General features: G+C 62.4%; 22 protein-coding genes. 7 read left to right on the top strand and 15 right to left on the bottom strand.

Annotated features, from left to right (window positions below; all coding sequences use genetic code 11):
• Positions 1-132 precede the first annotated feature (132 nt).
• The gene (locus J3456_RS09145) at positions 133-1,041 is read left to right on the top strand and encodes a lysophospholipid acyltransferase family protein (protein WP_349579893.1); all 909 of its coding nucleotides are present in this window, start codon (positions 133-135) and stop codon (positions 1,039-1,041) included.
• Between the two features lie 11 nt (positions 1,042-1,052).
• Here the strand turns inward: J3456_RS09145 and J3456_RS09140 are convergent, their stop codons facing one another.
• Positions 1,053-1,763, bottom strand: a complete 711-nt coding sequence (locus tag J3456_RS09140; RefSeq protein ID WP_349579892.1) for a DUF1223 domain-containing protein — start codon at positions 1,761-1,763, stop codon at positions 1,053-1,055.
• 251 nt (positions 1,764-2,014) lie between these two features.
• On the opposite strand from J3456_RS09140, the gene acnA reads away from it, so the two are divergent.
• From acnA to J3456_RS09125, 3 genes are all read left to right on the top strand, one after another.
• On the top strand, positions 2,015-4,789 hold the full coding sequence (gene acnA, locus J3456_RS09135) for an aconitate hydratase AcnA (protein WP_349579890.1): 2,775 nt from the start codon (positions 2,015-2,017) through the stop codon (positions 4,787-4,789).
• A gap of 146 nt (positions 4,790-4,935) precedes the next feature.
• Positions 4,936-5,748 carry a hypothetical protein gene (locus J3456_RS09130; protein ID WP_349579888.1) on the top strand — a complete coding sequence of 271 codons (813 nt, stop codon included), beginning with the start codon at positions 4,936-4,938 and terminating at the stop codon, positions 5,746-5,748.
• A 63-nt stretch (positions 5,749-5,811) separates the two neighbouring features.
• A complete protein-coding gene (locus J3456_RS09125) occupies positions 5,812-6,402 on the top strand; it encodes an NAD(P)H-dependent oxidoreductase (protein ID WP_349579886.1) in 591 nt (196 codons plus the stop codon).
• Here the strand turns inward: J3456_RS09125 and J3456_RS09120 are convergent.
• Genes J3456_RS09120 through yajC form a run of 10 tightly spaced genes read right to left on the bottom strand, consistent with a single transcriptional unit; the run spans position 6,392 to position 13,203 of the window.
• Positions 6,392-6,910 (bottom strand): DsbE family thiol:disulfide interchange protein, encoded by a 519-nt coding sequence (locus tag J3456_RS09120; RefSeq protein WP_349580033.1) that lies wholly within the window; start codon positions 6,908-6,910, stop codon positions 6,392-6,394. The two genes, J3456_RS09125 and J3456_RS09120, sit on opposite strands and share 11 nt — an antisense overlap.
• Positions 6,911-6,923: 13 nt before the next feature.
• Positions 6,924-7,079 carry a heme exporter protein CcmD gene (gene ccmD, locus J3456_RS09115; protein ID WP_342851342.1) on the bottom strand — a complete coding sequence of 52 codons (156 nt, stop codon included), beginning with the start codon at positions 7,077-7,079 and terminating at the stop codon, positions 6,924-6,926.
• Positions 7,079-7,813: a heme ABC transporter permease CcmC gene (ccmC, locus tag J3456_RS09110; protein ID WP_349579885.1), complete on the bottom strand. Its 735-nt coding sequence runs from the start codon at positions 7,811-7,813 to the stop codon at positions 7,079-7,081. Before ccmC ends, ccmD begins: the two co-directional genes overlap by 1 nt.
• Positions 7,814-7,865: 52 nt before the next feature.
• Entirely contained in the window at positions 7,866-8,522 is a 657-nt protein-coding gene (gene ccmB, locus J3456_RS09105) for a heme exporter protein CcmB (RefSeq protein WP_349579883.1), read from the bottom strand.
• Positions 8,519-9,130, bottom strand: a complete 612-nt coding sequence (gene ccmA, locus J3456_RS09100; protein WP_349579882.1) for a heme ABC exporter ATP-binding protein CcmA — start codon at positions 9,128-9,130, stop codon at positions 8,519-8,521. The genes ccmB and ccmA overlap by 4 nt, the downstream gene beginning before the upstream one ends.
• Positions 9,131-9,149: 19 nt before the next feature.
• Positions 9,150-9,503 (bottom strand): Mth938-like domain-containing protein, encoded by a 354-nt coding sequence (locus J3456_RS09095; protein ID WP_317389565.1) that lies wholly within the window; start codon positions 9,501-9,503, stop codon positions 9,150-9,152.
• Positions 9,504-9,521: 18 nt separating this feature from the next.
• Positions 9,522-10,277: a TSUP family transporter gene (locus tag J3456_RS09090; RefSeq protein ID WP_349579879.1), complete on the bottom strand. Its 756-nt coding sequence runs from the start codon at positions 10,275-10,277 to the stop codon at positions 9,522-9,524.
• Positions 10,270-11,238, bottom strand: a complete 969-nt coding sequence (gene secF, locus J3456_RS09085) for a protein translocase subunit SecF (RefSeq protein WP_349579877.1) — start codon at positions 11,236-11,238, stop codon at positions 10,270-10,272. Before secF ends, J3456_RS09090 begins: the two co-directional genes overlap by 8 nt.
• A 1-nt stretch (position 11,239) precedes the next feature.
• Complete coding sequence (gene secD, locus J3456_RS09080) at positions 11,240-12,889, bottom strand: protein translocase subunit SecD (protein ID WP_349579875.1); 1,650 nt, start codon at positions 12,887-12,889, stop codon at positions 11,240-11,242.
• A gap of 35 nt (positions 12,890-12,924) precedes the next feature.
• Positions 12,925-13,203 carry a preprotein translocase subunit YajC gene (yajC, locus tag J3456_RS09075; protein WP_067627241.1) on the bottom strand — a complete coding sequence of 93 codons (279 nt, stop codon included), beginning with the start codon at positions 13,201-13,203 and terminating at the stop codon, positions 12,925-12,927.
• 217 nt (positions 13,204-13,420) lie between these two features.
• Here yajC and serS point away from each other — a divergent pair, with 217 nt between their 5' ends.
• A complete protein-coding gene (serS, locus tag J3456_RS09070; RefSeq protein ID WP_349579874.1) occupies positions 13,421-14,713 on the top strand; it encodes a serine--tRNA ligase in 1,293 nt (430 codons plus the stop codon).
• A 248-nt stretch (positions 14,714-14,961) separates the two neighbouring features.
• Positions 14,962-15,678 carry a TspO-related membrane protein gene (locus J3456_RS09065; RefSeq protein WP_349579873.1) on the top strand — a complete coding sequence of 239 codons (717 nt, stop codon included), beginning with the start codon at positions 14,962-14,964 and terminating at the stop codon, positions 15,676-15,678.
• Between the two features lie 6 nt (positions 15,679-15,684).
• On the opposite strand, the gene der is transcribed toward J3456_RS09065, so the two are convergent.
• The 3 genes from der to J3456_RS09050 form a co-directional block, all read right to left on the bottom strand.
• Entirely contained in the window at positions 15,685-17,166 is a 1,482-nt protein-coding gene (der, locus tag J3456_RS09060) for a ribosome biogenesis GTPase Der (RefSeq protein ID WP_132443681.1), read from the bottom strand.
• A 60-nt stretch (positions 17,167-17,226) separates the two neighbouring features.
• Positions 17,227-18,609, bottom strand: a complete 1,383-nt coding sequence (locus tag J3456_RS09055; protein WP_349579872.1) for a PQQ-like beta-propeller repeat protein — start codon at positions 18,607-18,609, stop codon at positions 17,227-17,229.
• A 67-nt stretch (positions 18,610-18,676) separates the two neighbouring features.
• Positions 18,677-19,381 carry a tetratricopeptide repeat protein gene (locus J3456_RS09050; RefSeq protein ID WP_349579871.1) on the bottom strand — a complete coding sequence of 235 codons (705 nt, stop codon included), beginning with the start codon at positions 19,379-19,381 and terminating at the stop codon, positions 18,677-18,679.
• Positions 19,382-19,530: 149 nt separating this feature from the next.
• Between J3456_RS09050 and J3456_RS09045 the strand changes: the two genes are divergently transcribed.
• Complete coding sequence (locus tag J3456_RS09045) at positions 19,531-19,980, top strand: DUF302 domain-containing protein (protein WP_349579870.1); 450 nt, start codon at positions 19,531-19,533, stop codon at positions 19,978-19,980.
• A 20-nt stretch (positions 19,981-20,000) separates the two neighbouring features.
• Here the strand turns inward: J3456_RS09045 and J3456_RS09040 are convergent, their stop codons facing one another.
• On the bottom strand, positions 20,001-20,816 hold the full coding sequence (locus tag J3456_RS09040) for an ion transporter (protein WP_349579869.1): 816 nt from the start codon (positions 20,814-20,816) through the stop codon (positions 20,001-20,003).
• Positions 20,817-20,840 lie beyond the last annotated feature (24 nt).

Raw genomic sequence — 20,840 nt, 5'->3', positions numbered from 1 at the left:
GCCTTGGCGGCCCCCACGCCTGCGACTGCGCGGGCCTTCGACGGCTAACCCCGGCCTATGACGCCCGGCATGGCTTGTTGCGCGGGGCGGCGCAGGCTATGTCAGGAAAACTTTAACAGCCTGTCAGAGCCCATGTCGGAGCAAGCCCCCAAAGTCAAAAAGCCCTATCCCTTCGGTCGCCGGGCGCGCCATTACCTGAGCAATCTGCTGATCGTTGGGATCATCCGCACGGCTTTGGCCCTGCCCTATAAGGCGCGGCTCAGCTTTGTCGGCAGCTTGGTGCAGCATGTCTTGGCCCCGCTGGCGGGCTACCGCCGCCGCGCGCTTGATAATCTGGAACATGTCTGGCCCGAGATGCCGCTCGCCCGCCGCGAGGAAATCGCCACGCGCTGTCTCAACAACCTTGGCCGTTCCTTTATCGAGAATTACTCGGCCGATGATTTCCCCAAACGCATGGCCGATGCCGAGCCACGCGGCCCCGGCATGGCGGCGCTGGAAGAGGCCAACCGCACCGGCCAGCCGGTGATCTTGGTGACCGGGCATTACGGCAATTACGAAGCGGCGCGGGCGTCCCTCGTGGCGCGCGGCTATGACATCGGCGGGCTCTACCGCGAGATGAAGAACCCTTATTTCAACGCCCATTACGTCAAAACGCTCGAAGCCTTCGGTGGGCCGGTGTTTCCGCAAGGGCGGCGCGGCACGGCGGGGTTCGTGCGGCATCTGAAACAGGGCGGTCGGCTGGTGCTGCTGTTTGACCAACATGTGATCCGCGCGCCGATCCTCGACTTTATCGGCAAACCTGCCCGCACCGCGATCTCGGCGGCAGAGCTGGCGCTGCGCTATGACGCGCTGTTGATCCCGTTCTACGGCATTCGCCAAGACGATGGGGTCAGCTTTGACGTGGTGCTTGAAGCGCCGGTGCCGCATAGCGATCCGATGACCATGACGCAGGCGCTGAACGACAGCCTGACCGCGCAGGTCACCAAGACGCCCGAACAGTGGTTCTGGGTGCACCGCCGCTGGCGCCCGCACGAAACCTAATCGTTGCGCGCCTATTTGATGCGCGCTGCTGCGAGAATCGCGCCCGGACCACCCGGTTCTTGGCGTTGAACAATCACCACGACGGGCAGATCGCCCTCGTTTTTTGCTGTCAGCGACAGCGGCGCTGATCCGTCCCAATCCGCCAAAACCTGCCAGCCCCGCACGACATTACTGTGTTCCATGACATGGCCTGCATTCTCGCCGCGGGTGACCTTGGTCCGCTCCATCGGCGAATAGCGCAGCATATGGACATGCATCGGCCCGGCGGTGTCGGTCAGGGGGTCCGCCTCAATCTCAAGGGTCTCACCCGAACGCGCAAGCGTCAGCGCCACCTGCGGCGCGGCCTCTGCGTGCCGCTCCACCGCGTCCATCAGCTTCATCGGTTTGGCGCCCACGATATCAGTCTCGCCCTGCACGATCAGCTCGGGCGTGTAGACGCTGCGCCGCCCGCCCACGGCGGCATAGCCGCGCTGGCGCTCGGCATGGGCCGGGTCGCCAAAGGGGTCTTCCCAACCGATATAATCCCAGTAATCCACGTGCAGCGCCAAGGCGATGATGTCCTCCCGATCGGCCAATTCGGCGAGCATTTCATCGGCGGCGGGACAAGAGGAACAGCCCTGAGAGGTAAAGAGTTCGACCACCACAGGCTGATCCTGCTCGGCCTGCAACGGGGCGGCCAGCAGCGAAAACGCGGCGAGAACGGGATAAATCAGGGGCTTCATAAAATTCCAGACGGATCAATATCGCGGTGATGGCTTCGGTCTAACGGCTGGGCGGGTAAAATACCAATCAACCTTTGTTGAGACGCCCGTTAGCGCCCACAGCGGGCTTTGCGCAGACTGCCCCCTTTATTCTCGGTACACAATGGTATACAAAATCGCGCGAAACCACCTGATAACAGTTGAACCGCCGCGCCCGTAGTGGCATTGAGACGACAATCTAGCCACCCATCAGACCCCGAAGGGAGCCCGCCATGACAATCCAAGTCGGTCACGACAGTGCCAAGACACGCAAGACCCTCTCCGTTGGCAGCCAGAACATCGCCTATTACTCGATCCCCGCCGCCGAGGCTGCGGGCTTGGGCGATTTCTCGAAATTGCCAGCGGCGCTGAAAGTCGTTCTGGAAAACATGCTGCGTTTCGAGGACGGCAAGACCGTCACTCAGGACGACATCAAGGCTTTCGCCGAATGGGCCACCAAGGGCGGCAAAAACCCCCGCGAAATCGCCTATCGCCCTGCCCGCGTGCTGATGCAGGACTTCACCGGCGTTCCAGCCGTTGTTGATCTTGCCGCGATGCGCGATGGTCTGGTGGCCTTGGGCGGCGACGCCGACAAGATCAACCCGCTGAACCCCGTCGACCTCGTGATCGACCACTCCGTCATGATCGACGAATTCGGCAACCCGCGCGCGTTCCAGATGAACGTCGACCGCGAATATGAGCGCAACATTGAGCGTTATACCTTCCTCAAGTGGGGCCAAAAGGCGTTTAACAACTTCCGCGTTGTGCCCCCCGGCACCGGCATCTGCCACCAGGTGAACCTTGAGTACCTCAGCCAGACCGTCTGGACCGACAAGGACCAAAACGGCGAGGAAGTCGCCTACCCCGATACGCTCGTCGGCACCGACAGCCACACCACCATGGTCAACGGCGCTGCCGTTCTGGGCTGGGGCGTTGGCGGGATCGAGGCCGAAGCCGCGATGCTGGGCCAGCCGATCTCTATGCTGATCCCCGAAGTCATCGGTTTTGAGCTGACAGGCCGCATGATGGAAGGCACCACCGGCACCGACCTCGTGCTAAAAGTCGTTGAAATGCTGCGCGAAAAAGGCGTGGTCAGCAAATTCGTTGAGTTCTACGGCGAAGGTCTGGATCACCTGCCGCTGGCAGACCGGGCAACCATCGCCAACATGGCGCCTGAATACGGCGCGACCTGTGGCTTCTTCCCGATCGACGACGAAACACTGCGTTACCTGACCAACACTGGCCGCGACAAGGATCGTGTGGCGCTGGTCAAAGCCTATGCCCAAGAGAACGGCATGTGGCGCGATGCGGATTACGCACCGGTCTACACCGATACGCTGACCCTCGACATGGGCACCATCGTACCTGCGATTTCCGGCCCGAAGCGTCCGCAGGACTACATCGCCCTGACCTCCGCGCACACCGCCTTTGCCGATTACGTCAAAGGCGTCCGCGAGGGCAAAGACACCTCGGCCAATTCGGAAATCCGTTGGGAAGGCGAAGGCGGTCAGCCCGAACCGCAGGACATCCCCGGCGACGAAGGCCACCACAACCGCGGTTTTGTCGCCACGGATGATGGCAACTATCAGCTGCACGACGGCTCCATCGTGATCGCCTCGATCACGTCCTGCACCAACACCTCGAACCCCTACGTCATGATCGGCGCGGGCCTCGTGGCGCGCAAAGCACGTGAGCTGGGCCTGACCCGCAAGCCTTGGGTCAAGACATCGCTGGCCCCCGGTTCGCAGGTTGTGTCGCATTACCTTGAGGCCGCTGGCCTGCAAGAAGACCTTGATGCGATCGGCTTCAACCTCGTGGGCTACGGCTGCACCACCTGCATCGGCAACTCCGGCCCGCTGGAAGCACCGATCAGCAAGGCGATCAACGATTACGATCTGATCGGTACTTCGGTGCTGTCGGGCAACCGTAACTTTGAGGGCCGGATCAGCCCCGACGTGCGTGCCAACTACCTCGCCTCCCCGCCCCTCGTGGTGGCCTATGCGCTGGTGGGTGACATGAACCACGACCTGACAAACAGCCCGCTGGGTCAGGACAAGAACGGCAATGACGTTTACCTCAAAGACATCTGGCCCTCGACGCAGGAAGTCGCTGAACTGGTCGAACAGACCGTGACGCGCGAAGCCTTCCAAGAGAAATATGCCGATGTGTTCAAAGGCGACGAAAAGTGGCAGTCGGTCGAAACCACCGACAGCAAGACCTACGACTGGCCGCCGACCTCGACCTACGTGCAAAACCCGCCCTACTTCCAAGGCATGTCGCCAGAGCCGGGCGTGATCTCCAACATCGACGGCGCGAAAGTGCTGGCGGTGCTGGGTGACATGATCACCACCGACCACATCTCGCCCGCCGGTTCCTTCAAGGAAACCACCCCTGCGGGTCAGTATCTGACAGAGCGTCAGGTGCCGGTGCGGGAGTTCAACTCCTACGGCTCCCGTCGTGGTAACCACGAAGTCATGATGCGCGGCACCTTTGCCAACATCCGCATCAAGAACGAGATGCTCGACGGCGTTGAGGGCGGTTACACCAAAGGCCCCGATGGTCAGCAGACTTCGATCTTTGATGCCGCGATGGCGCATCAGGAAAACGGCACGCCGCTGGTGATCTTCGGTGGCGAACAGTACGGCGCTGGCTCCTCGCGTGACTGGGCCGCCAAGGGCACAGCCCTGCTGGGTGTGAAGGCCGTGATCGCCGAGAGCTTTGAGCGTATCCACCGCTCCAACCTCGTTGGCATGGGCGTCATCCCGTTTGAGTTCACCGGCGGCGACACCCGCAAATCGCTGGGCCTGACTGGCGAGGAAACCGTGTCCATCAGCGGGTTGGACACGATCAAGCCACTGCAGGAAGTGCCCTGCACGATCACAATGGCCGATGGCAGCACCAAAGAAATCACGCTGAAGTGCCGCATCGATACCGCGATTGAGATCGAATACATCGAACACGGCGGCGTGCTGCACTACGTGCTGCGCAACTTGGCGAAATCGGCCTAAGCGCCAATCGCTCTTGCGAACTGATCCAAGGAGCGGCCCCCCCTGCGGGCCGCTCCTTTTCTTTTGCCTCAAGCCTCTGCGCGGGAACCTGACTGCCGATCACGGGTTGCCCCTGTAAGACGATCGCGTTCGGGGAAGGCAAAGCAATGATAGCAGGTTACGCGCTTGGCGCTTTGGGCGCGGTGATCCTTGCTATCGTGCTGCTGGACTTTCTCTATACCGCCATCGGGGCCGCCCCTGTCGCACCTTTGTCGGAACGGGTTGCACGGGCGGCGTTCTTCGTCTTTTCCAAGGTCATGCCAGAGGGCAACGCCCGCCACCGCCTCTCTGGCCCGGTGGTGATGACGGCCATTGCGGTGACGTGGATCGTGCTCGTCTCGCTTGGTTGGACCTTGGTTTTTCAGATGAGCCGCGAGGCCGTGGTGCTGACAGAAAGCGAACGCCCGGCGGGCTTTCTGCGCAATTTCGCCTTTGTCGGTCATCTGCTCTCCACCCTCGGCGGCGGGCCGTTTCAGACGGAAACCCCCTTTTGGCTGGTGCTGTCGGTCCTTGCCGGGGTCAACGGTATGGTGATCCTCACGCTGTCGGTCAGCTTTGTGCTGTCGACCACCACCACGGTCGCCCAAGCGCGCGGGCTGCTGACCAAAGCGTCGATGTTCGCGGCAGATAGCAACGAGATGAACACCATCATCCTGCCCGAGCTTGCCGATCTGGTGTCGAACCTCAACGCGATGCAATTCGCGCTCTACTACAGTGCCGAACACCCCGCCCGCCGCGTGCCTGCGGCGATGGTCGAGATGGCCCAGCGGGTCGCACCCTACGCCGAACAGATGCGCCGCCTGCGCATCGCACTAGAGCCGCTGCCCGACTTTACCGCACCTGAGGGCACCTTGGATCAACTGACCGATGCGCAGTTCATCGCCCGACTGAGGGACTGGGCGCGGCAGTATTCGCTTTGAGCGCGAGGACCAGAACACCCCGCGAGCCGTTGGTCTTGACGCACCCAAGCGAAAGGACACCTCATGAGCCCGAAAATCACAGTACTCTTTTATTCCACCTACGGCACAAATCACGCCATCGCCCAAGAAGCAGCACGCGCCGCGGAAGAAGCTGGCGCCGAGGTCCGCCTCCGCCGCTGTACCGAAACCGCCCCAAGAGCCGTTGTCGACGGACAGGATGCTTGGCGCGAACAGTTGGACAAAATGAAAGACATCCCCGAAGCCAAGCCCGAAGACATGGAATGGGCCGATGGGTATTTCATCTCTGCCCCGACCCGCTTTGGCGTCGCCGCCAGCCAGTTCCGCGCCTTTATCGACACGCTGGGGCCGCAGTGGCAGTCAGGCGCGCTGGCCAATAAGGCAGTCACCGCGACCACCTCTGCGCAGAACCCACATGGGGGGCAAGAGACCACACTTCAGTCGATCTATGTCACCGCCATGCATTGGGGCGCGATCATCGTGCCGCCGGGCTATGCCGATGGGGTGAAGTTCGAAGACGGCGGCAACCCCTACGGCTATTCCTGCGAGCCCGGCCCGCTGGATGAAACCGGCAAGAAATCCATCGCCTTCCAAGCCAAACGTCTTGTTGAATTCGCAGGCAAGATCAGCGGCTAAGCGCGTCTTGCAATGCCGGGAGAAACCGCTGTTCGTAATCGCTGCCGACCAACGGCCCGGCAAACCGAAACAGCACCGTCCCGTCTCCGCCAACGATGAACGTCTCTGGCGGGGCGGTCACGCCCCAGTCAATCGCAACCCGCCCCTGGGGGTCAAATCCAACCCCGGCAAAGGGGCTTTTTTCGTCCTTTAGATAGGCGCTGGCGTTCTTTTCGGTGTCCTTGAAATTCACGCCAATGATGTTCATCCCATCGGCCTGCATTTCCAGCAGTTTTGGATGTTCCGCCCGGCAAGGCGGGCACCAGCTGGCCCAAAAGTTCACCAGGCTCACCTCCCCCCCCCGCAGCATGTCGTCCGTCGCCTGCGGATAGCCCGGCAGCGCGGTCTCGGGCATGGCGGGCGCCTGTTGGCCAACCAGCGTAGAGGGCAGCCCCTCAGGGTCATCACGGTACATGCCCACCGCCGCCAGCGCCACGAAGGCCGCGAAAATCAGCGGCGGGGCGATCATCATGGGAGAGAGTTTAGCCACGGCGTCCGGCCTCCGCTTCGGTTTCTTCAAGCGCGCGGCGCGCAGCACGGCCCCGTAGCAGGGTCACTGCAACCAAGGCCCCCAGCAACACCAGCGACACGCCATAGGCCGAAAGCACCTCGGCCGCATATTTTCCAAGTTCCGGCATCACGCCCCCCTGTTCATCCGCGCCCGCAGTGCCGCTGTGCGACGTAGGCGAATTTCGGTGCCCGTGCGGTAAACCACCAGCGCCAGAAATAGCAGACCGAACCCCAGCATCGCCAGCACGAGTGGATAGAAAAACACATCTGCCACGCTGCGGTTGCCCGTGGCCACGGGGATCGAGGTGCCCTGATGGAGCCCTTGGTTCCAGAACTGCACCGCATAGCGCGACAGCACCGCAAAGACTGAGCCAACGAGGCAGAGCACCGAGGTCAGATCAGCGGCGGTGTCCGGGTCTTCGACCGCCTGCCACAGCGCGATATAGCCAAGGTAGAACAAAAACAGGATCAGAAACGATGTCAGCCGCGGATCCCAGGCCCACCATGTGCCCCACATCGGCTGGCCCCAGATGGCCCCGGTCACCAGCGCGATCAGCGTCATCACCAGCCCCACCGGCGCTGCAGCCTTGGCCGCCAAGGCGCTGACGTGGTGCCGCCGGATCAGCCAGATCAGCGAGGCGACCAGCATCATGAACCATGCGTTAATCGCCATCAGGGCGGCGGGCACATGTAAATAGATGATTTTGACCGTGCTGCCTTGGCGCGCGTCTTCGGGCGTGCCGAAGAACCCCCAGATCAGGCCAACGCTTACAAAAACCGCTGCTAAGGCCCAAAGCACAGGCTGCACACGCTCTGAAAGCGCTAGAAATTTGACGGGATTTGCGTATTGCCAAAGGGACATGCAGTTTACCTATCGCGCGGTTGGGTGGTGCTCAATGCACGATTTCTTGGGGTCATCGCAACCCCATCCGAAGCACCGCCGCTGCGGCAAATGGCATCAAGGCCACCACGGCCAGCGTCAGCCCTGCGAGCATCAAGAGCGGTGTGCTGGCATCCAGCCCCGCCGCCCCGCGCCGCGCGACCTCGGCGCCGAAAATAAGCGTGGGGATATAGAGCGGCAGCACCAGCAGTGACAGCAGCAAGCCACCCCGTTTGATGCCAACCGTCAGCGCCGCGCCGAACATGCCGATAACCGACAGCGCGGGCGTGCCGAGTGCGAGCGAGGCCAGCAGCCATAGATGACCGGGCGCCGCGAGTTGCAGCATCACCCCAAGGAATGGGGCCGCCAGCACCAGCGGCAGACCCGTGGTCAGCCAATGCGCCAAAGCCTTGATCGCCAGCGCCCCTTCAAGGGGCAAGGGCGCAGTGAGCAGCAGTTCCAACGAGCCATCTTCGAGATCGAGCGCCAGCAGCCGGTCAAGCGACAAGAGGCAGGCCAACAACGCCCCAAGCCAGAGGACACCGGAGGCTATCGCGCGCAGAAGCGTCGCCTCTGGGCCGACGCTGAAGGGCACCAGCATCGTCACAATCAGGAAGAACGCCAGCCCAAGGCCAAAGCCTCCGCCCGCGCGCAGAGCCAGCCGAAGATCACGAAGCAGCAGCGCCTTCATAGGAATGCTGCGTCGCTGGCGCCGAGGTCGGCATCGGGCGCGGCGCGGTAGGCGCTGACATCCAGCACCCGTGCGTCAATCCCCAGGTCGATATGCGTGGCCATCAGCGCCGAACCGCCCGCCGCCAGATGCCCACGCAGCACGGTGCCGAACATTGCAACTGCATCCGCATCGAGCGATACCGTCGGCTCATCCAACACCCAAATCGGTCGGCCGGTGACCAACAGCCGCGCCAGCCCCAGACGCCGCTTTTGCCCGGCGGAAAGCGACCCTGCCAAACGATCTGCAAGCGGCCACAGGGCATAGCCATCGAGCGCCTTCGCAATATCAACATTTCCAAAGACTCGCGCCCAAAAGCTTAGGTTCTCGCGCACCGTCAGCATGGATTTCAGCCCGTCCGCATGGGCGGCATAGGCCACGCGGTCCTCCGCCCCTTCGATCCGCCCCGATAGCGGCGCTTGCAGACCCGCAATACAGCGCAGCAGCGTCGTCTTGCCCGCCCCATTCGGGCCGCGCAGCACCAGTGCCTCGCCCGGCGCCAGCACGAGTGATACGCCCGAGAGCACAGGCACCCCGCCGCGCGCCACGCTGAGATCGCTTACTTGCACCGGGGAAGCCGCTCCGCTCTCAGACCGGCAAAAGGGCCAGCGCGATGCGCCGCCCCTCGCTCAGCAGGATGTTATAGGTGCGGCAGGCGGCGGGAGAGGACATGACCTCAATCCCTAGACCAGCCTCTTCTAACGTCTCGCGCAGGTCATCGGGGATATGTGCCACATCCGCCCCAGTGCCGAGGAAGACCACATCGACCTTGCCCGCCAGCGCCAACACCGGCGCCGCGTCGGCCAGACCGCCCCAGCCTGTGATGCCGTCGGGGCCGATGACCTGCGGGCCTTGCACAACCTCTCCGCCAATGCGGAAAAAGCCGGGGCCGTAGCCGTCGATCGGTTTGGCGTCTGTATAGGTGATCTCATTCAATCGCATGTCATGTCCCTCTCAGGCTCAGATATTCCACAGCGGCAGACCAAGGATAGCCGATGCGGCGATGACGATATAGGCCACCGCGCGAAAAAGCCGCTCTCGGTCCGGATCAAACAGCCGCGCCCCGATGATATTCGCAATGATATTCGGCACCCCAGCGAGCAGCCCGAGGATGAGCACTGACCAGACTACCTGCCCCGTCGCAGCCAGCATCGCAAAGAGCAGCAGATCGATCCCTAGCAAGTAGAGCAGGAAATTCGCTCGGATTACTGCAGCGGGCCGTCGGCTGGCCATATAGAGCAAAATTACAGGCGGCCCGGCGATGCCTGCAAAACCGGTCATGAAGCCGCCCAAAGCGCCAGTTGCCGTCACCAGCTTCGCGCTCAGCGGCCCATGATAGCGCCAGCCCGCCAGCAGCAGCGCCAAAAGCCCCAGAACCACGCCGGAAACGATCCAGCCAAAGCCCTCGGGCGACATCATCGACAGCCCCCAAAGGCCTAGTGGCATGCCGATCAGCACCCCCAGCAATAAGCGCCCCACTTCTCGCGGCGCGCCTTGGCGCAGAGCATCTGGCAGATTGGGGAGGGGGCCGATCAATTCGGCAGCGGTCATAAATAGGATCGCTTCGACCGGAGAGAGCACAGAGGCCGCAACCGGCATGATGATCATGGCAGAGCCGAAGCCCGCAAAGCCCCGGACCAGTCCCGCAATGACCACGGCCAGCGCAAGCCATGCCACCCCGGGGGTGGCGATGGCCTGCGCCAGCAGGTCAGGCATCAATATTTGCGAATTGCGTACCAGCGCCCGCGTCAGGCTTGGACCAGTCGCGTTTCACACCAAGGAACAGGACGACGTTCTTCGCGACATAGACCGACGAATAGGTGCCCACGATCACGCCCCATGTGATGGCGAAGACAAAGGCCCGGATCACGTCGCCGCCAAGGATCAGCAGTGCGATCAGTGCCAGTAGCGTGGTGCCTGAGGTCATCAGCGTCCGGCTCAGCGTTTCGTTGACGGATAGGTTCATCACCTCACGCAGGGGACGCTTTTTGTATTTGCGCAGGTTCTCCCGCAGGCGGTCAAAGATCACGACCGTATCGTTGATGGAATAGCCAATGATCGTCAGGATCGCGGCCACCACCGGCAGGTCAAAGCGGATCTGCAAGAGTGAGAACAAACCGATTGTCAGCACCACGTCATGGAACAAGGCCACGACAGCCCCCACCGAAAACTGCCATTCGAACCGCAGCCAAATGTAGATCAAGATCGCTGCCAGCGCCCCCCCCACGGCAAGAAACGCCGTCTGGATCAACTCGCCCGAGACCTTTGGCCCAACAGACTCGACAGAAGTGAACTTGATATTTGGGGATACCTCCTGCAGCGCCGCCTGAATTGTCTGGATCGTGCCGGTGGTCGCAGCTTCCTGCCCCTCTTGGGCCTGAACCCGGATCATCGCCACATGCTGATCGTCGCGAAAGCCAGGGTCAAAGACCTCAGAGATGGTCACATCGCCCAACTCGAGCGCGCTCAGCGCGTCACGGTAAGCGCCCACGTCCACCGCCTCAGTGGCTTCGGTTCGCAGGGTTGTCCCACCGCGGAAGTCGATGCCGAAGTTCAATCCCATCACGCCCCAAGCGATCAGCGATAGGATCATCGCCACCACAGACGCGCCAAAGGTGATCTTGGCATAGCCAAAGAAATCGAAGTTCGTGTTGTCGGGTACCAGCTTCAGTCGCATGTCAAACCTCGATTGTCTTGGGACGGCGGCGTTCAAACCAAATCACCACCAGCAAGCGGGTGACGAAGAAGGCGGTGAAGACCGATGTCATGATGCCCAGTCCCAGCGTGACGGCAAAGCCGCGCACCGGGCCAGAGCCTAGGGCAAAGAGGATGACCGCCACGATGAAGGTCGTGATGTTGGCATCCAGAATGGCGCTGAGTGCGCGCTCATATCCCAGCGAGATCGCCCGCGCAGCCCCCTTGGCATTGCGCTGCTCTTCACGGATCCGCTCAAAAATCAGCACGTTGGCGTCCACCGCCATGCCGACCGTTAGCACGATGCCCGCGATGCCCGGCAGGGTAAGCGTGGCGCCGATCAGGCTCAGCAGCCCAAAGATCAGCCCGACGTTGATGATCAGCGCGATATTGGCGAAGAACCCGAACAGGCCGTAGGATGCCCACATGAAGAACAGCACGGCAGCAAACGCCACCATCGTGGCGATCTTGCCCGCGTCGATGCTGTCTTGGCCCAGTTCTGGCCCAATGGTGCGCTCTTCGACAAAGCTCAGCCCCGCAGGCAGGGCACCAGCGCGCAGCAGCACCGCAAGGTTTGTGCTTTCCTCAACCGAGAAACGCCCGGTGATGATGCCCGACCCGCCGGGAATATGGCTCTGGATGGTCGGCGCGCTGATGACTTCATCGTCAAGCACGATGGCAAAGGGCGAGCCGATGTTCTCGGCTGTGTAGTCCCCGAATTTGCGCGCACCAGAGGTGTCAAAGCGGAAGGACACGGCAGGTGCGCCGTTCTGGTCAAAGCTTGGCTGTGCGTCGACGAGTTGCTCGCCGGTGACGACAGGGGCGGTTTCGATCGTGTAGAACACGCCCTCTTCATCCGCCGCCGGCAGGATTGCGTTGCCGATGCCGGGGTTGTCGTTTTCATTGGAGCCACGGTTGACCACCGGGTTGAAGGTCAGCTGCGCGGTGGTGCCGATGATCGCTTTCAACTCAGCGGCGGAGCCAATGCCCGGCACTTGGATCAAGATGCGGTCAGCGCCCTGACGCTGGATCGTCGGCTCACGGGTACCGACCTCATCGATACGGCGGCGCACGATCTCAAGGCTCTGCTGCATCGTACGTTCATCAGTAGCCTGTTTCTCGGCGTCCGACAGGGTGATGTTGATGGTGCCATCCGTACCACTGACATCAATATCACTGCCGCCTGCCCCGGTGACCGTAGTCACGGGACGGGCCAAATCGCGGGTGATCTGCAAGGCCTCGGCCATCTTTGACGGATCGTTCAGACGGACCCGCAATTCGCCCGCTGGCGCTTCTTCACGGCGGACCGGGGTCAGGCTGCGCAAAGCATCGCGGACCTCGGGCCATTGTGCTTCCATGCGCGAGGCATAGACATCGGCCAGTTGCACTTCGGCCAGCAGATGCGCACCGCCGCGCAGGTCAAGGCCGAGGTTCACCAACCCCGAGGGCATCCATTCAGGCCAAAGCGCGCGCTGCGCTTCCAACTCAGGCGTGCTGCCCTGAACTTCGATGGCCGCAACGGCGTCATTGTGCTTTTCGACAGGAGCGTAAAAGGCATTGGGAAGCGCCAGCCAAAGCCCTGCCAAACAGGTCAGGACAATGGCAATCCGCTTCCACAGATCAATCTGTAGCATAGTTCCGCCTTTGGGTTGCGGCCTCGGGGTAGGGTTTATTTCGCCGGTTCGGTCTTGGAAACGACGGTCGCGATGGTGGCCTGCACCACGCGAATTTTCACGCCTTCGGCGATTTCCACCTCAAGCTCGCCGTCGTCTTTGACCTTGGAGACCTTGCCGATGATCCCGCCTTGGGTCACGACCTGATCGCCGCGACGCAGGCCGGCCACCATAGCCTGATGTTCTTTGGCCTTCTTCTGCTGGGGGCGGATGAGCAGAAAATACATGATCGCGAAGATCAGGATCAGCGGCACAAATTGCTGGATGCCTTCCATGGGGGTCGTCCTTTTCGATGGGTATTGGGCCGCAGGATGGGCCCTGAGAATTTGGCCAGAACCTATGCGCGGCGGCAGCGGGGTGCAAGGTGGAAAGCCGCCGCCGCATGGCCGCCTGCGCGGGGCCAATCGCCGCACGGTTGCGGCCCCTACCGCCGCGCAGCACATTGAGGCATAAGGCAGCAAAACCGACTCACCCGATTTTGAGGACAAACCCATGCACGACATCCGCGCCATCCGCGACAATCCCGAGGCTTTTGACGCCGCTCTCGCCCGACGGGGCGAGGCTGCGATGTCGCAGGCGGTGCTGTCGCTTGATGAACAACGCAGAACGCAAATTAGGTTGGCCGAAGATTTGCAAGCGTGGCTCAATGCGAACTCAAAAAAGGTGGGCAAACTAAAAAGTGAGAACCGACTAGAGGAGTTCGAAGCGCTTAGAAAAGAAATTTCGCAGAAGAAGGCAGCGGTTGCTGGCGCCGATGATGTTGCGAAAGAGTATACCAACAAACTGACTGATATGCTTGCCCGCATCCCCAACAACCCCGCCGATGATGTGCCCCAAGGCGATGACGAAGGTGACAACGTCGAGGTGAAAAGCTGGGGCGATAAGCCCAGCTTTGATTTCAAACCGGTCGAGCACTACGAGATCGCAGGCGTCAAACCCGGCATGGATTTCGAGACCGCGGCCAAGACTTCGGGCGCGCGGTTCGTCATGCTGAAAGGTGCCGTGGCGCGGGTGCACCGTGCGCTGGCGCAGTTCATGATCGACACCCATGTGGATGAGAACGGTCTGACAGAGGTGAACTCCCCCGTGCTGGTGCGCGACGAGGCGATGTATGGCACCGACAAACTGCCCAAATTCGGCGAAGACAGCTATCAAACCACCAACGGCTGGTGGCTGGTCCCGACCTCGGAAGTGCCGCTGACCTATTCGGTGGGCGGCGACACGTTAAAGGAAAGCGCCCTGCCGATCCGGCTGACAGCCCATACCCTCTGCTTCCGCTCCGAGGCCGGGAGTGCTGGCCGCGACACCGCTGGCATGCTGCGCCAACACCAGTTTGAAAAGGTCGAGATGGTCTCGGTCACCCACCCGGATGAAAGCGACGCCGAGCAGCAGCGCATGGTTGGCTGCGCCGAAGGTATCCTTGAAAAACTCGGCGTACCCTACCGCACGGTGATCCTCTGCACCGGGGACATGGGCTTTGGCGCGCGCCGGACCTATGACATCGAGGCTTGGGTGCCGGGGCAGAATTGCTACCGCGAGATCTCCTCGGTCTCGACCACCGGTGATTTTCAGGCGCGGCGCATGAACGCGCGGTTCAAGCCTGAAGGCGGCGGCAAGCCGCAGTTCGTGCATACGCTGAACGGTTCTGGTTTGGCCGTCGGGCGCTGCCTCATCGCCGTGCTAGAGAATTGCCAGCAGGCGGATGGGTCGGTGGAGCTGCCGGAGGTGCTTGCGCCCTATCTGGGGGGCAAGACGACGCTGACGGCGGAAGGTGTGCTCGCGTAAACGCTAAATTGGCCATCAGGCCCGATCCGCGCCGCAGGCGCCGGGCCATCGCCTGCCCGCCCGGACGGGCAGGCGATTTGGTAAGGTTGGGCGCGACTTAGGAAACGCATATCACAGCTTAACCATAAAGTGGCATAGATCACAGTCAGGATCGCCACCCCGCGGGCAGGCGCTGGCCCTTGGTTGCCGAAGGCAACTGACGCTCTAGGATTAGGTGCAACGCAACACCAATCCCGCGAGGCCCCAGCTTGCCCAAATCCTCCCGCACCCTGATCGCAGCCCTTGCGCTGCTGCTCAGCATCGCCTTCGCGATTTCGCCCTTCTTCGTGCCCAGCTTTTCAGGCTTTGACCCAAACCAATTCCCGATCCCGCAAGACAACCCACCCGCGCAGCCTGCGGGCTATGCGTTTTCCATCTGGGGGTTGATCTATCTTTGGCTGATCATCGGACTGGCCTATGGCCTTTTGCGCGCGCCGCGGGATGGGCAGTGGCATGACATGCGCGTGCCGCTCTGCCTGTCGCTCGCCGTGGGGACAACATGGCTCGCGGTGGCCACCATGAGCCCGATCTGGGCGGCGGTGCTGATCTGGGTCATGCTGATCACCGCGCTGATCGCCCTGTTCCTCGCCCCGGTCGAAGACCCGCTCTGGGCCGCGGGCCCGGTGGGGCTCTACGCGGGCTGGCTCTCTGCCGCATCCTGTGTGTCACTGGCGCTGCTGGCGGCGGGCTATGGCTATCTGGAAGAGCAGACGGCAGCCGTGGTCTTTGTCGGGCTCGCAGGGGCGATTGGGGCCATCGTGCAGACCGCCCTTGGGCGGACCCCCAGCTACGGGATCGCAGTGATCTGGGGGCTGCTGGGCGTGATCGTCACCAATTGGGTCGACTCGCCTCTGGTCGCCTATCTGGCCCTTGGGGGCAGCATCCTTGTGGCGCTGCCCACGCTCAGGGCGTTTCGGCAGGGCTGACCGAGGTCAGTCCCGGCGGCGGCCGTCGGTGTGCTTGCGCAGCTTCGACGGTGCGGCCTTTTTGCGGTTTTTATAGGGGTTGGCATCCGACTGGCCGCGCATCCAAAGACGGATCGGCGTGCCGGGCATGTCGAAATCCAACCGTAACCCGTTGACCAGATAGCGCGTGTAGCTGTCCGGCACCTTGTCGGGATGGCTGCACATCACAACGAATCCCGGCGGACGGGTCTTGGCTTGGGTCATGTAACGCAGCTTGATACGCTTGCCCTGCGGCGCGGGGGGCGGATGCGCCTCCATCATACCCGAGAGCCAGCGGTTGAGCTGTGCGGTGGTAATCCGGCGGTTCCAGACCTCATAGGCGCGCATGATCGCGGCCTGAAGACGGTCAAGCCCCCTGCCCGTTTTGGCAGAAACAGTAATTAGCGGCGCGCCACGCAGCTGCGGCAAGAGTCTCTCAAAGCTTTCCTTGAGATCGCGCAGCTTTTCCTGACGGTTCTCTTCGATGTCCCATTTGTTCACGGCCACCACGACCGCCCGACCCTCACGCTCGGCCAGATCGGCGATGCGCAGGTCTTGCTGCTCAAACGGGATCTCGGCGTCGAGCAGGACGACAACGACCTCGGCAAATTTCACCGCGCGCAGACCATCGCTGACACTGAGCTTCTCAAGCTTCTCCTGTACCTTGGCTTTCTTGCGCATCCCGGCGGTGTCAAAAATCCGCATCGGCACCGGATCGCCATCCGGCCCGGCCCATTCGGTCATGAGAGAGATCGCGTCGCGGGTGATCCCGGCCTCGGGGCCAGTGAGCAAGCGGTCCTCGCCCAAAATCTGATTGATCAACGTCGACTTGCCCGCATTGGGGCGGCCCACCACGGCAACCTGCAGAGGTTTGGAGCGCGTGGGCATCGGCACGGATTCGGCTTCGAGATCGGCGTCATCCTCGGGCAGGTCCACATCCGTCTCGGGCGCGTCCTGCGTGGCGCGGTCCTCATATTCATCGGCCAGCGGCATCAGCACAGAGTAAAGATCGGTCAGACCTTCGCCATGTTCGGCGGACATGCGAATGGGCTCGCCCAGACCCAGCGAATAGGCCTCGATCATGCCAGCGTCGGCGGCTTTGCCCTCGGCCTTGTTACCGGCGAGAATCACATGGGCGGATTTCTTGCGCAGGATCTCGGCAAAAACCATATCCGACGGGGTCACGCCGACACGGGCGTCGATCATGAACAGACAGATATCGGCCATATCCACGGCACGCTCGGTCAGGCGGCGCATCCGGCCTTGGAGGCTGTCGTCGGTGACCTCTTCCAGACCGGCCGTGTCGATCACGGTAAAGCGCAGGTCGGCCAGTTTGGCCGCCCCTTCGCGCAGATCGCGGGTCACGCCGGGCTGATCGTCGACCAGCGCGAGGCGTTTGCCAACAAGGCGGTTGAACAGCGTGGATTTCCCGACATTGGGACGGCCCACGATGGCAAGGGTAAAGGACATAATTCAGGCTCCGGGCCCCGGTTGGGCCAGTTCAGACACGCGCCTTAGCCTATTTGCGGCCTAACGGAAAGCGTGCAATTGCCCCCTGGTGGAGACGACATAAAGCGTGCCGCCTGCCACGACGGGCGCGGTGGTCGCCCCGCCGGGGATTTGAGTGGTGCCCGTCAGCCCGCCGCCCACAGGGTCAAAGCTGCGCAGCACCCCGTCGTTGGACGCCACAATCACGCGGCCTCCGGCGATGATCGGGCCGTAATGCGCCACGACTTCGGACTGCCTTCTGGGCCGGTCCTTGACGAAATTCGGCAGCGGCGTGCCCCAGATGCGACGGCCCGTGCTGGCGTCGAGCCGCACAAGTTCATTGAGGTCGGTGACCGCGAAAACAGAATCGCCCGCTGGCCAGACCGGGCCGATCGCCCCGTCGCGGGCGACCCATTTGCGGTCCCCGCTATTAACGTCGAGCGCGGCCAGACGGCCCGAATGGTTGCCCACATAGACAGTCCCGCCCGAGACCACGGGCGCGCTTGTCACGTCGCCAACAAAGCTCAGCGCGCGGCCCTGACGTTTGCCCAGAACAGAGGTCGCCCACCGCTCCAGCCCGCCTTGACGGAACAGCCCCTGCACCTCACCCGAGCCGAAGGCAAAGATCGCAAGATCATTGGTGACGGCGGGCGCCGGTGCGCCCAACACATTGCTGAGGCTGGTGACAGCACCGGTCTGCCACTGGATGCGGCCTGTGGTTTTGTCGAGCGCGAAGCCGGTATCGTCACCCGCCGTGAGATAGACCAGATCGCCCGAGACGGTCGGCGTGCCGGAGCCCGTGGCGTCGAGGTCTTGGGTCCAACGCACACCGCCTGTCGTCACGTCGAGCGCGGCAAGAACACCAAAGCCTACGGAGACGTAAAGCGTTTCGCCGTCCACGGCGAGCCCGCCACCAGTGGCTTGGCCTTCGCGGTCGGATGCGGGGGTGAGATCACGGGTCCAGAGCGTTTGGCCTGAGGTCGAGGTCGCGGTGACCTGCGCGCCTGCATCAAGGGTAAAGACGCGCCCGCCTGCGACCACCGGATCGGCAGTGATGCGCTGCTTGCGGCTGTCGCCCGCGCCGATCTTGGCGCTCCAGACCGGCTGCAATGTGCTGCGCAACGCGGGGTGGCCCACGCGGGTCGAGGGGGTGCCGACACTGTGTGTCCAGTTGGCGTTGTTTACCGCGCCGCCCAAAGCGATGGCGCGGCTGGTGTTTACCGGCACCGGGCCGTCGATGGCGTCAAAGGCTGGGTCTTGCACACCGGGGTTTTGCAGCACCGCGCGCACGTCTTCGCGTTTGCCCGGCAGATAGGTCTGCTCATCCGCACAGGCCGTCAGCAGCAGCGCGGCACCGATGGCCCCCGCCACGCCCAGCCCCCGCAGACCCGCATGACCGGGTTCGGATTCGCGATGCTTCGTCATGGACCTGCTCACTTTCTGTCTTTCCTCAACCTTCACGCCCCCGCCGTTTTCGGCGGGTGGATATGTGTCAGTCACCCGTTGCTTCGGGGATCTCAAGCTCAGCCGCTGCAGCAGCGTCTTCGACCCCCGGTTCTTCACCCAAGGCCACAATCACCTGAAGGGCGCGTTGTTGCAAGTCCGGGGTGGTTTCCGCATCGGAGAGAATGGATTGGTAGCGCGACACGGCCTTGTCTGTCTCACCCTCTTGGATGTCGATCAGGGCCAGTTGCTCTTCGGCCAGAAGGCGCAGCGGGGCACCGGGCTGGGCCAGTGCTTCGAGCGCCTGACGCCGCTCTGCCACGGGCACCGATTGGCCCTGAAGGGTCACGGCCTTGAACTGCGCCAATTGGCGGTAAATCGGCGCAAGGTCGCCGTCGAGCGCCACGGCGTCGAGCTGTTCAACGGCGGCGTCAATCTCACCGGCCTCGGCCAAGGCATCGGCGCGCATGAAATGCAGCACGGCGCGGGCACCGGGGCCTTCGGCCTCAATTGGGGCAAGCGCTTCGGCGCGGGCATTGCTGGCATCCGCTTCAAGCGCTTCGAGCATGGCATCGCCCAAGGCTTCGGCCTGCGCACGCTCTTGTGCTTTGCTATATTCGTTCCACGCGGCACCGCCGACGATGGCAACCACAGCGACCACAGCGATCCAGCCATAGCGGCGCAGCAGGCCATAAAACCGGTCGCGGCGGACCTCTTCGTTCACTTCGTCAATAAAACTGTCGGTATCGCTCATCGCGCCCTGCCCCCGGCCTGATTTTGCCCCTCTTACCGCGCGTGGCCAGCCAAGCCAAGACCCAGCGAACTTACGCGCCTTGGATGGCCGCTTGGCGCAGGCCGGGGTCACGCTAAGTCAGAGACAGGATGCAATGAAAGGAGACAATGATGAGAGCGATTGCAATGGCGGCAGGTCTGGTGATGGCAGCGGTGCCCACCTTGGCGCAGGACTTGGTGGCCAAAGTCTCACCCCATGACGTGGTGACAACGATGGACCGGCTGGAAAGCGCCGTCGAAGAGGCCGGGGCCGAAGTTTTCGCCCGCGTCGATCACGCCGCAGGGGCCGAGAAGGTCGAGATGGAGCTGCGCCCAACGCAGCTTTTGATCTTTGGCAACCCCAAGCTCGGCACGCCCGCGATGCAGGACGCCCAGACTGCTGGGCTAGACCTGCCAATGCGGGTGCTGGTCTATGCAGATGGCGAAGGTGCCGTGCATGTGACCTATGCCGACCCTGAAACACTGGTCACGGCGCATGGCCTGCCGGAAGAGGCCGAATATATCACCAAGATGACCGAGGCGCTGGACAACCTCACCGCTAAGGCGATCGGCGAAGAGTAACCCCTCTCCCCGCCCAGACCCTAGCGTTTGGGCGGGGTGTTCTGCGCCTTGATAAGGTTTTCCAGATCGGTCAGCCGCGACATGACCTCATCGCGGTAGGTATTGGTCTGCTCGTTGCTTTCCTCATGATGCGCGTCTTGCATTGAGTTCACGATCAGACCGACCAGCAGGTTCACCACCGCGAAGGTCGTGACCATGATGAAGGGCACAAAAAACATCCACGCATAGGGATAGACCTCCATCACCGGGCGGACGATGCCCATCGACCACGACTCGAGCGTCATGATCTGAAACAGCGAATAGCCCGAGCGCCCCAGCGTGCCGAACCACTGCGGGAAATCCGCGCCAAAGAGTTTGGTGGCCATGACGGAGGCGATGTAAAAGATCACCCCCATCAGCAGGAAAACCGAGCCCATACCGGGCAGCGCGTTGACCAGCCCCTCAACCACACGGCGCAACGAGGGGGCGACGGAGACCACGCGCAGCAGGCGCAGGATACGCAGGGCACGCAACACGCTGAGCCCTTGAGTGGCCGGGATCAGCGAGATGGCGACAATGACAAAGTCAAAAATGCTCCAACCGCGTTTGAAAAAATCCATCCCCCGGCCGTAGAGCTTGATCGCGATCTCAATGACGAAAATGCTGAGGCATACTTTGTCGAGCAGCAGGATCAACGGGCCCGCCTGCGCCATTACCTCGTCTGAGGTCTCAAGCCCCAAGATCACGGCGTTGAACAGAATAACGCCCAGAATGAAGTTCTGAAACGATGCGCGGTCAGCCAGTCGGGCCGCGCGGGCGCGCAGCGACTGTTGCGAGGGGGAGGAGAGATCGGTCATGGCGGTAGATATCGTGTGCCGCTT

It is taken from the genome of Sulfitobacter sp. NFXS29, from assembly GCF_040148765.1.
Classification (GTDB): domain Bacteria; phylum Pseudomonadota; class Alphaproteobacteria; order Rhodobacterales; family Rhodobacteraceae; genus Sulfitobacter.
The sequence above is the reverse complement of the archived record's forward strand: the minus strand, read 5'-3'. Positions and strand labels throughout refer to the sequence as shown.

Coding starts and splice junctions, on each gene's coding strand:
- J3456_RS09125 (WP_349579886.1), top strand. CDS start 5,812: ATGAGCCCGAAAATCACAGTACTCTTTTATTCCACCTACGGCACAAAT.
- J3456_RS09045 (WP_349579870.1), top strand. CDS start 19,531: ATGAGAGCGATTGCAATGGCGGCAGGTCTGGTGATGGCAGCGGTGCCC.
- yajC (WP_067627241.1), bottom strand. CDS start 13,203: ATGGAAGGCATCCAGCAATTTGTGCCGCTGATCCTGATCTTCGCGATC.
- der (WP_132443681.1), bottom strand. CDS start 17,166: ATGTCCTTTACCCTTGCCATCGTGGGCCGTCCCAATGTCGGGAAATCC.
- J3456_RS09055 (WP_349579872.1), bottom strand. CDS start 18,609: ATGACGAAGCATCGCGAATCCGAACCCGGTCATGCGGGTCTGCGGGGG.
- serS (WP_349579874.1), top strand. CDS start 13,421: ATGCACGACATCCGCGCCATCCGCGACAATCCCGAGGCTTTTGACGCC.
- J3456_RS09130 (WP_349579888.1), top strand. CDS start 4,936: ATGATAGCAGGTTACGCGCTTGGCGCTTTGGGCGCGGTGATCCTTGCT.
- J3456_RS09140 (WP_349579892.1), bottom strand. CDS start 1,763: ATGAAGCCCCTGATTTATCCCGTTCTCGCCGCGTTTTCGCTGCTGGCC.
- J3456_RS09120 (WP_349580033.1), bottom strand. CDS start 6,910: ATGATCGCCCCGCCGCTGATTTTCGCGGCCTTCGTGGCGCTGGCGGCG.
- secD (WP_349579875.1), bottom strand. CDS start 12,889: ATGCTACAGATTGATCTGTGGAAGCGGATTGCCATTGTCCTGACCTGT.
- J3456_RS09090 (WP_349579879.1), bottom strand. CDS start 10,277: ATGCCTGACCTGCTGGCGCAGGCCATCGCCACCCCCGGGGTGGCATGG.
- ccmC (WP_349579885.1), bottom strand. CDS start 7,813: ATGTCCCTTTGGCAATACGCAAATCCCGTCAAATTTCTAGCGCTTTCA.
- secF (WP_349579877.1), bottom strand. CDS start 11,238: ATGCGACTGAAGCTGGTACCCGACAACACGAACTTCGATTTCTTTGGC.
- ccmB (WP_349579883.1), bottom strand. CDS start 8,522: ATGAAGGCGCTGCTGCTTCGTGATCTTCGGCTGGCTCTGCGCGCGGGC.
- J3456_RS09095 (WP_317389565.1), bottom strand. CDS start 9,503: ATGCGATTGAATGAGATCACCTATACAGACGCCAAACCGATCGACGGC.
- J3456_RS09040 (WP_349579869.1), bottom strand. CDS start 20,816: ATGACCGATCTCTCCTCCCCCTCGCAACAGTCGCTGCGCGCCCGCGCG.
- J3456_RS09145 (WP_349579893.1), top strand. CDS start 133: ATGTCGGAGCAAGCCCCCAAAGTCAAAAAGCCCTATCCCTTCGGTCGC.
- J3456_RS09050 (WP_349579871.1), bottom strand. CDS start 19,381: ATGAGCGATACCGACAGTTTTATTGACGAAGTGAACGAAGAGGTCCGC.
- acnA (WP_349579890.1), top strand. CDS start 2,015: ATGACAATCCAAGTCGGTCACGACAGTGCCAAGACACGCAAGACCCTC.
- ccmD (WP_342851342.1), bottom strand. CDS start 7,079: ATGCCGGAACTTGGAAAATATGCGGCCGAGGTGCTTTCGGCCTATGGC.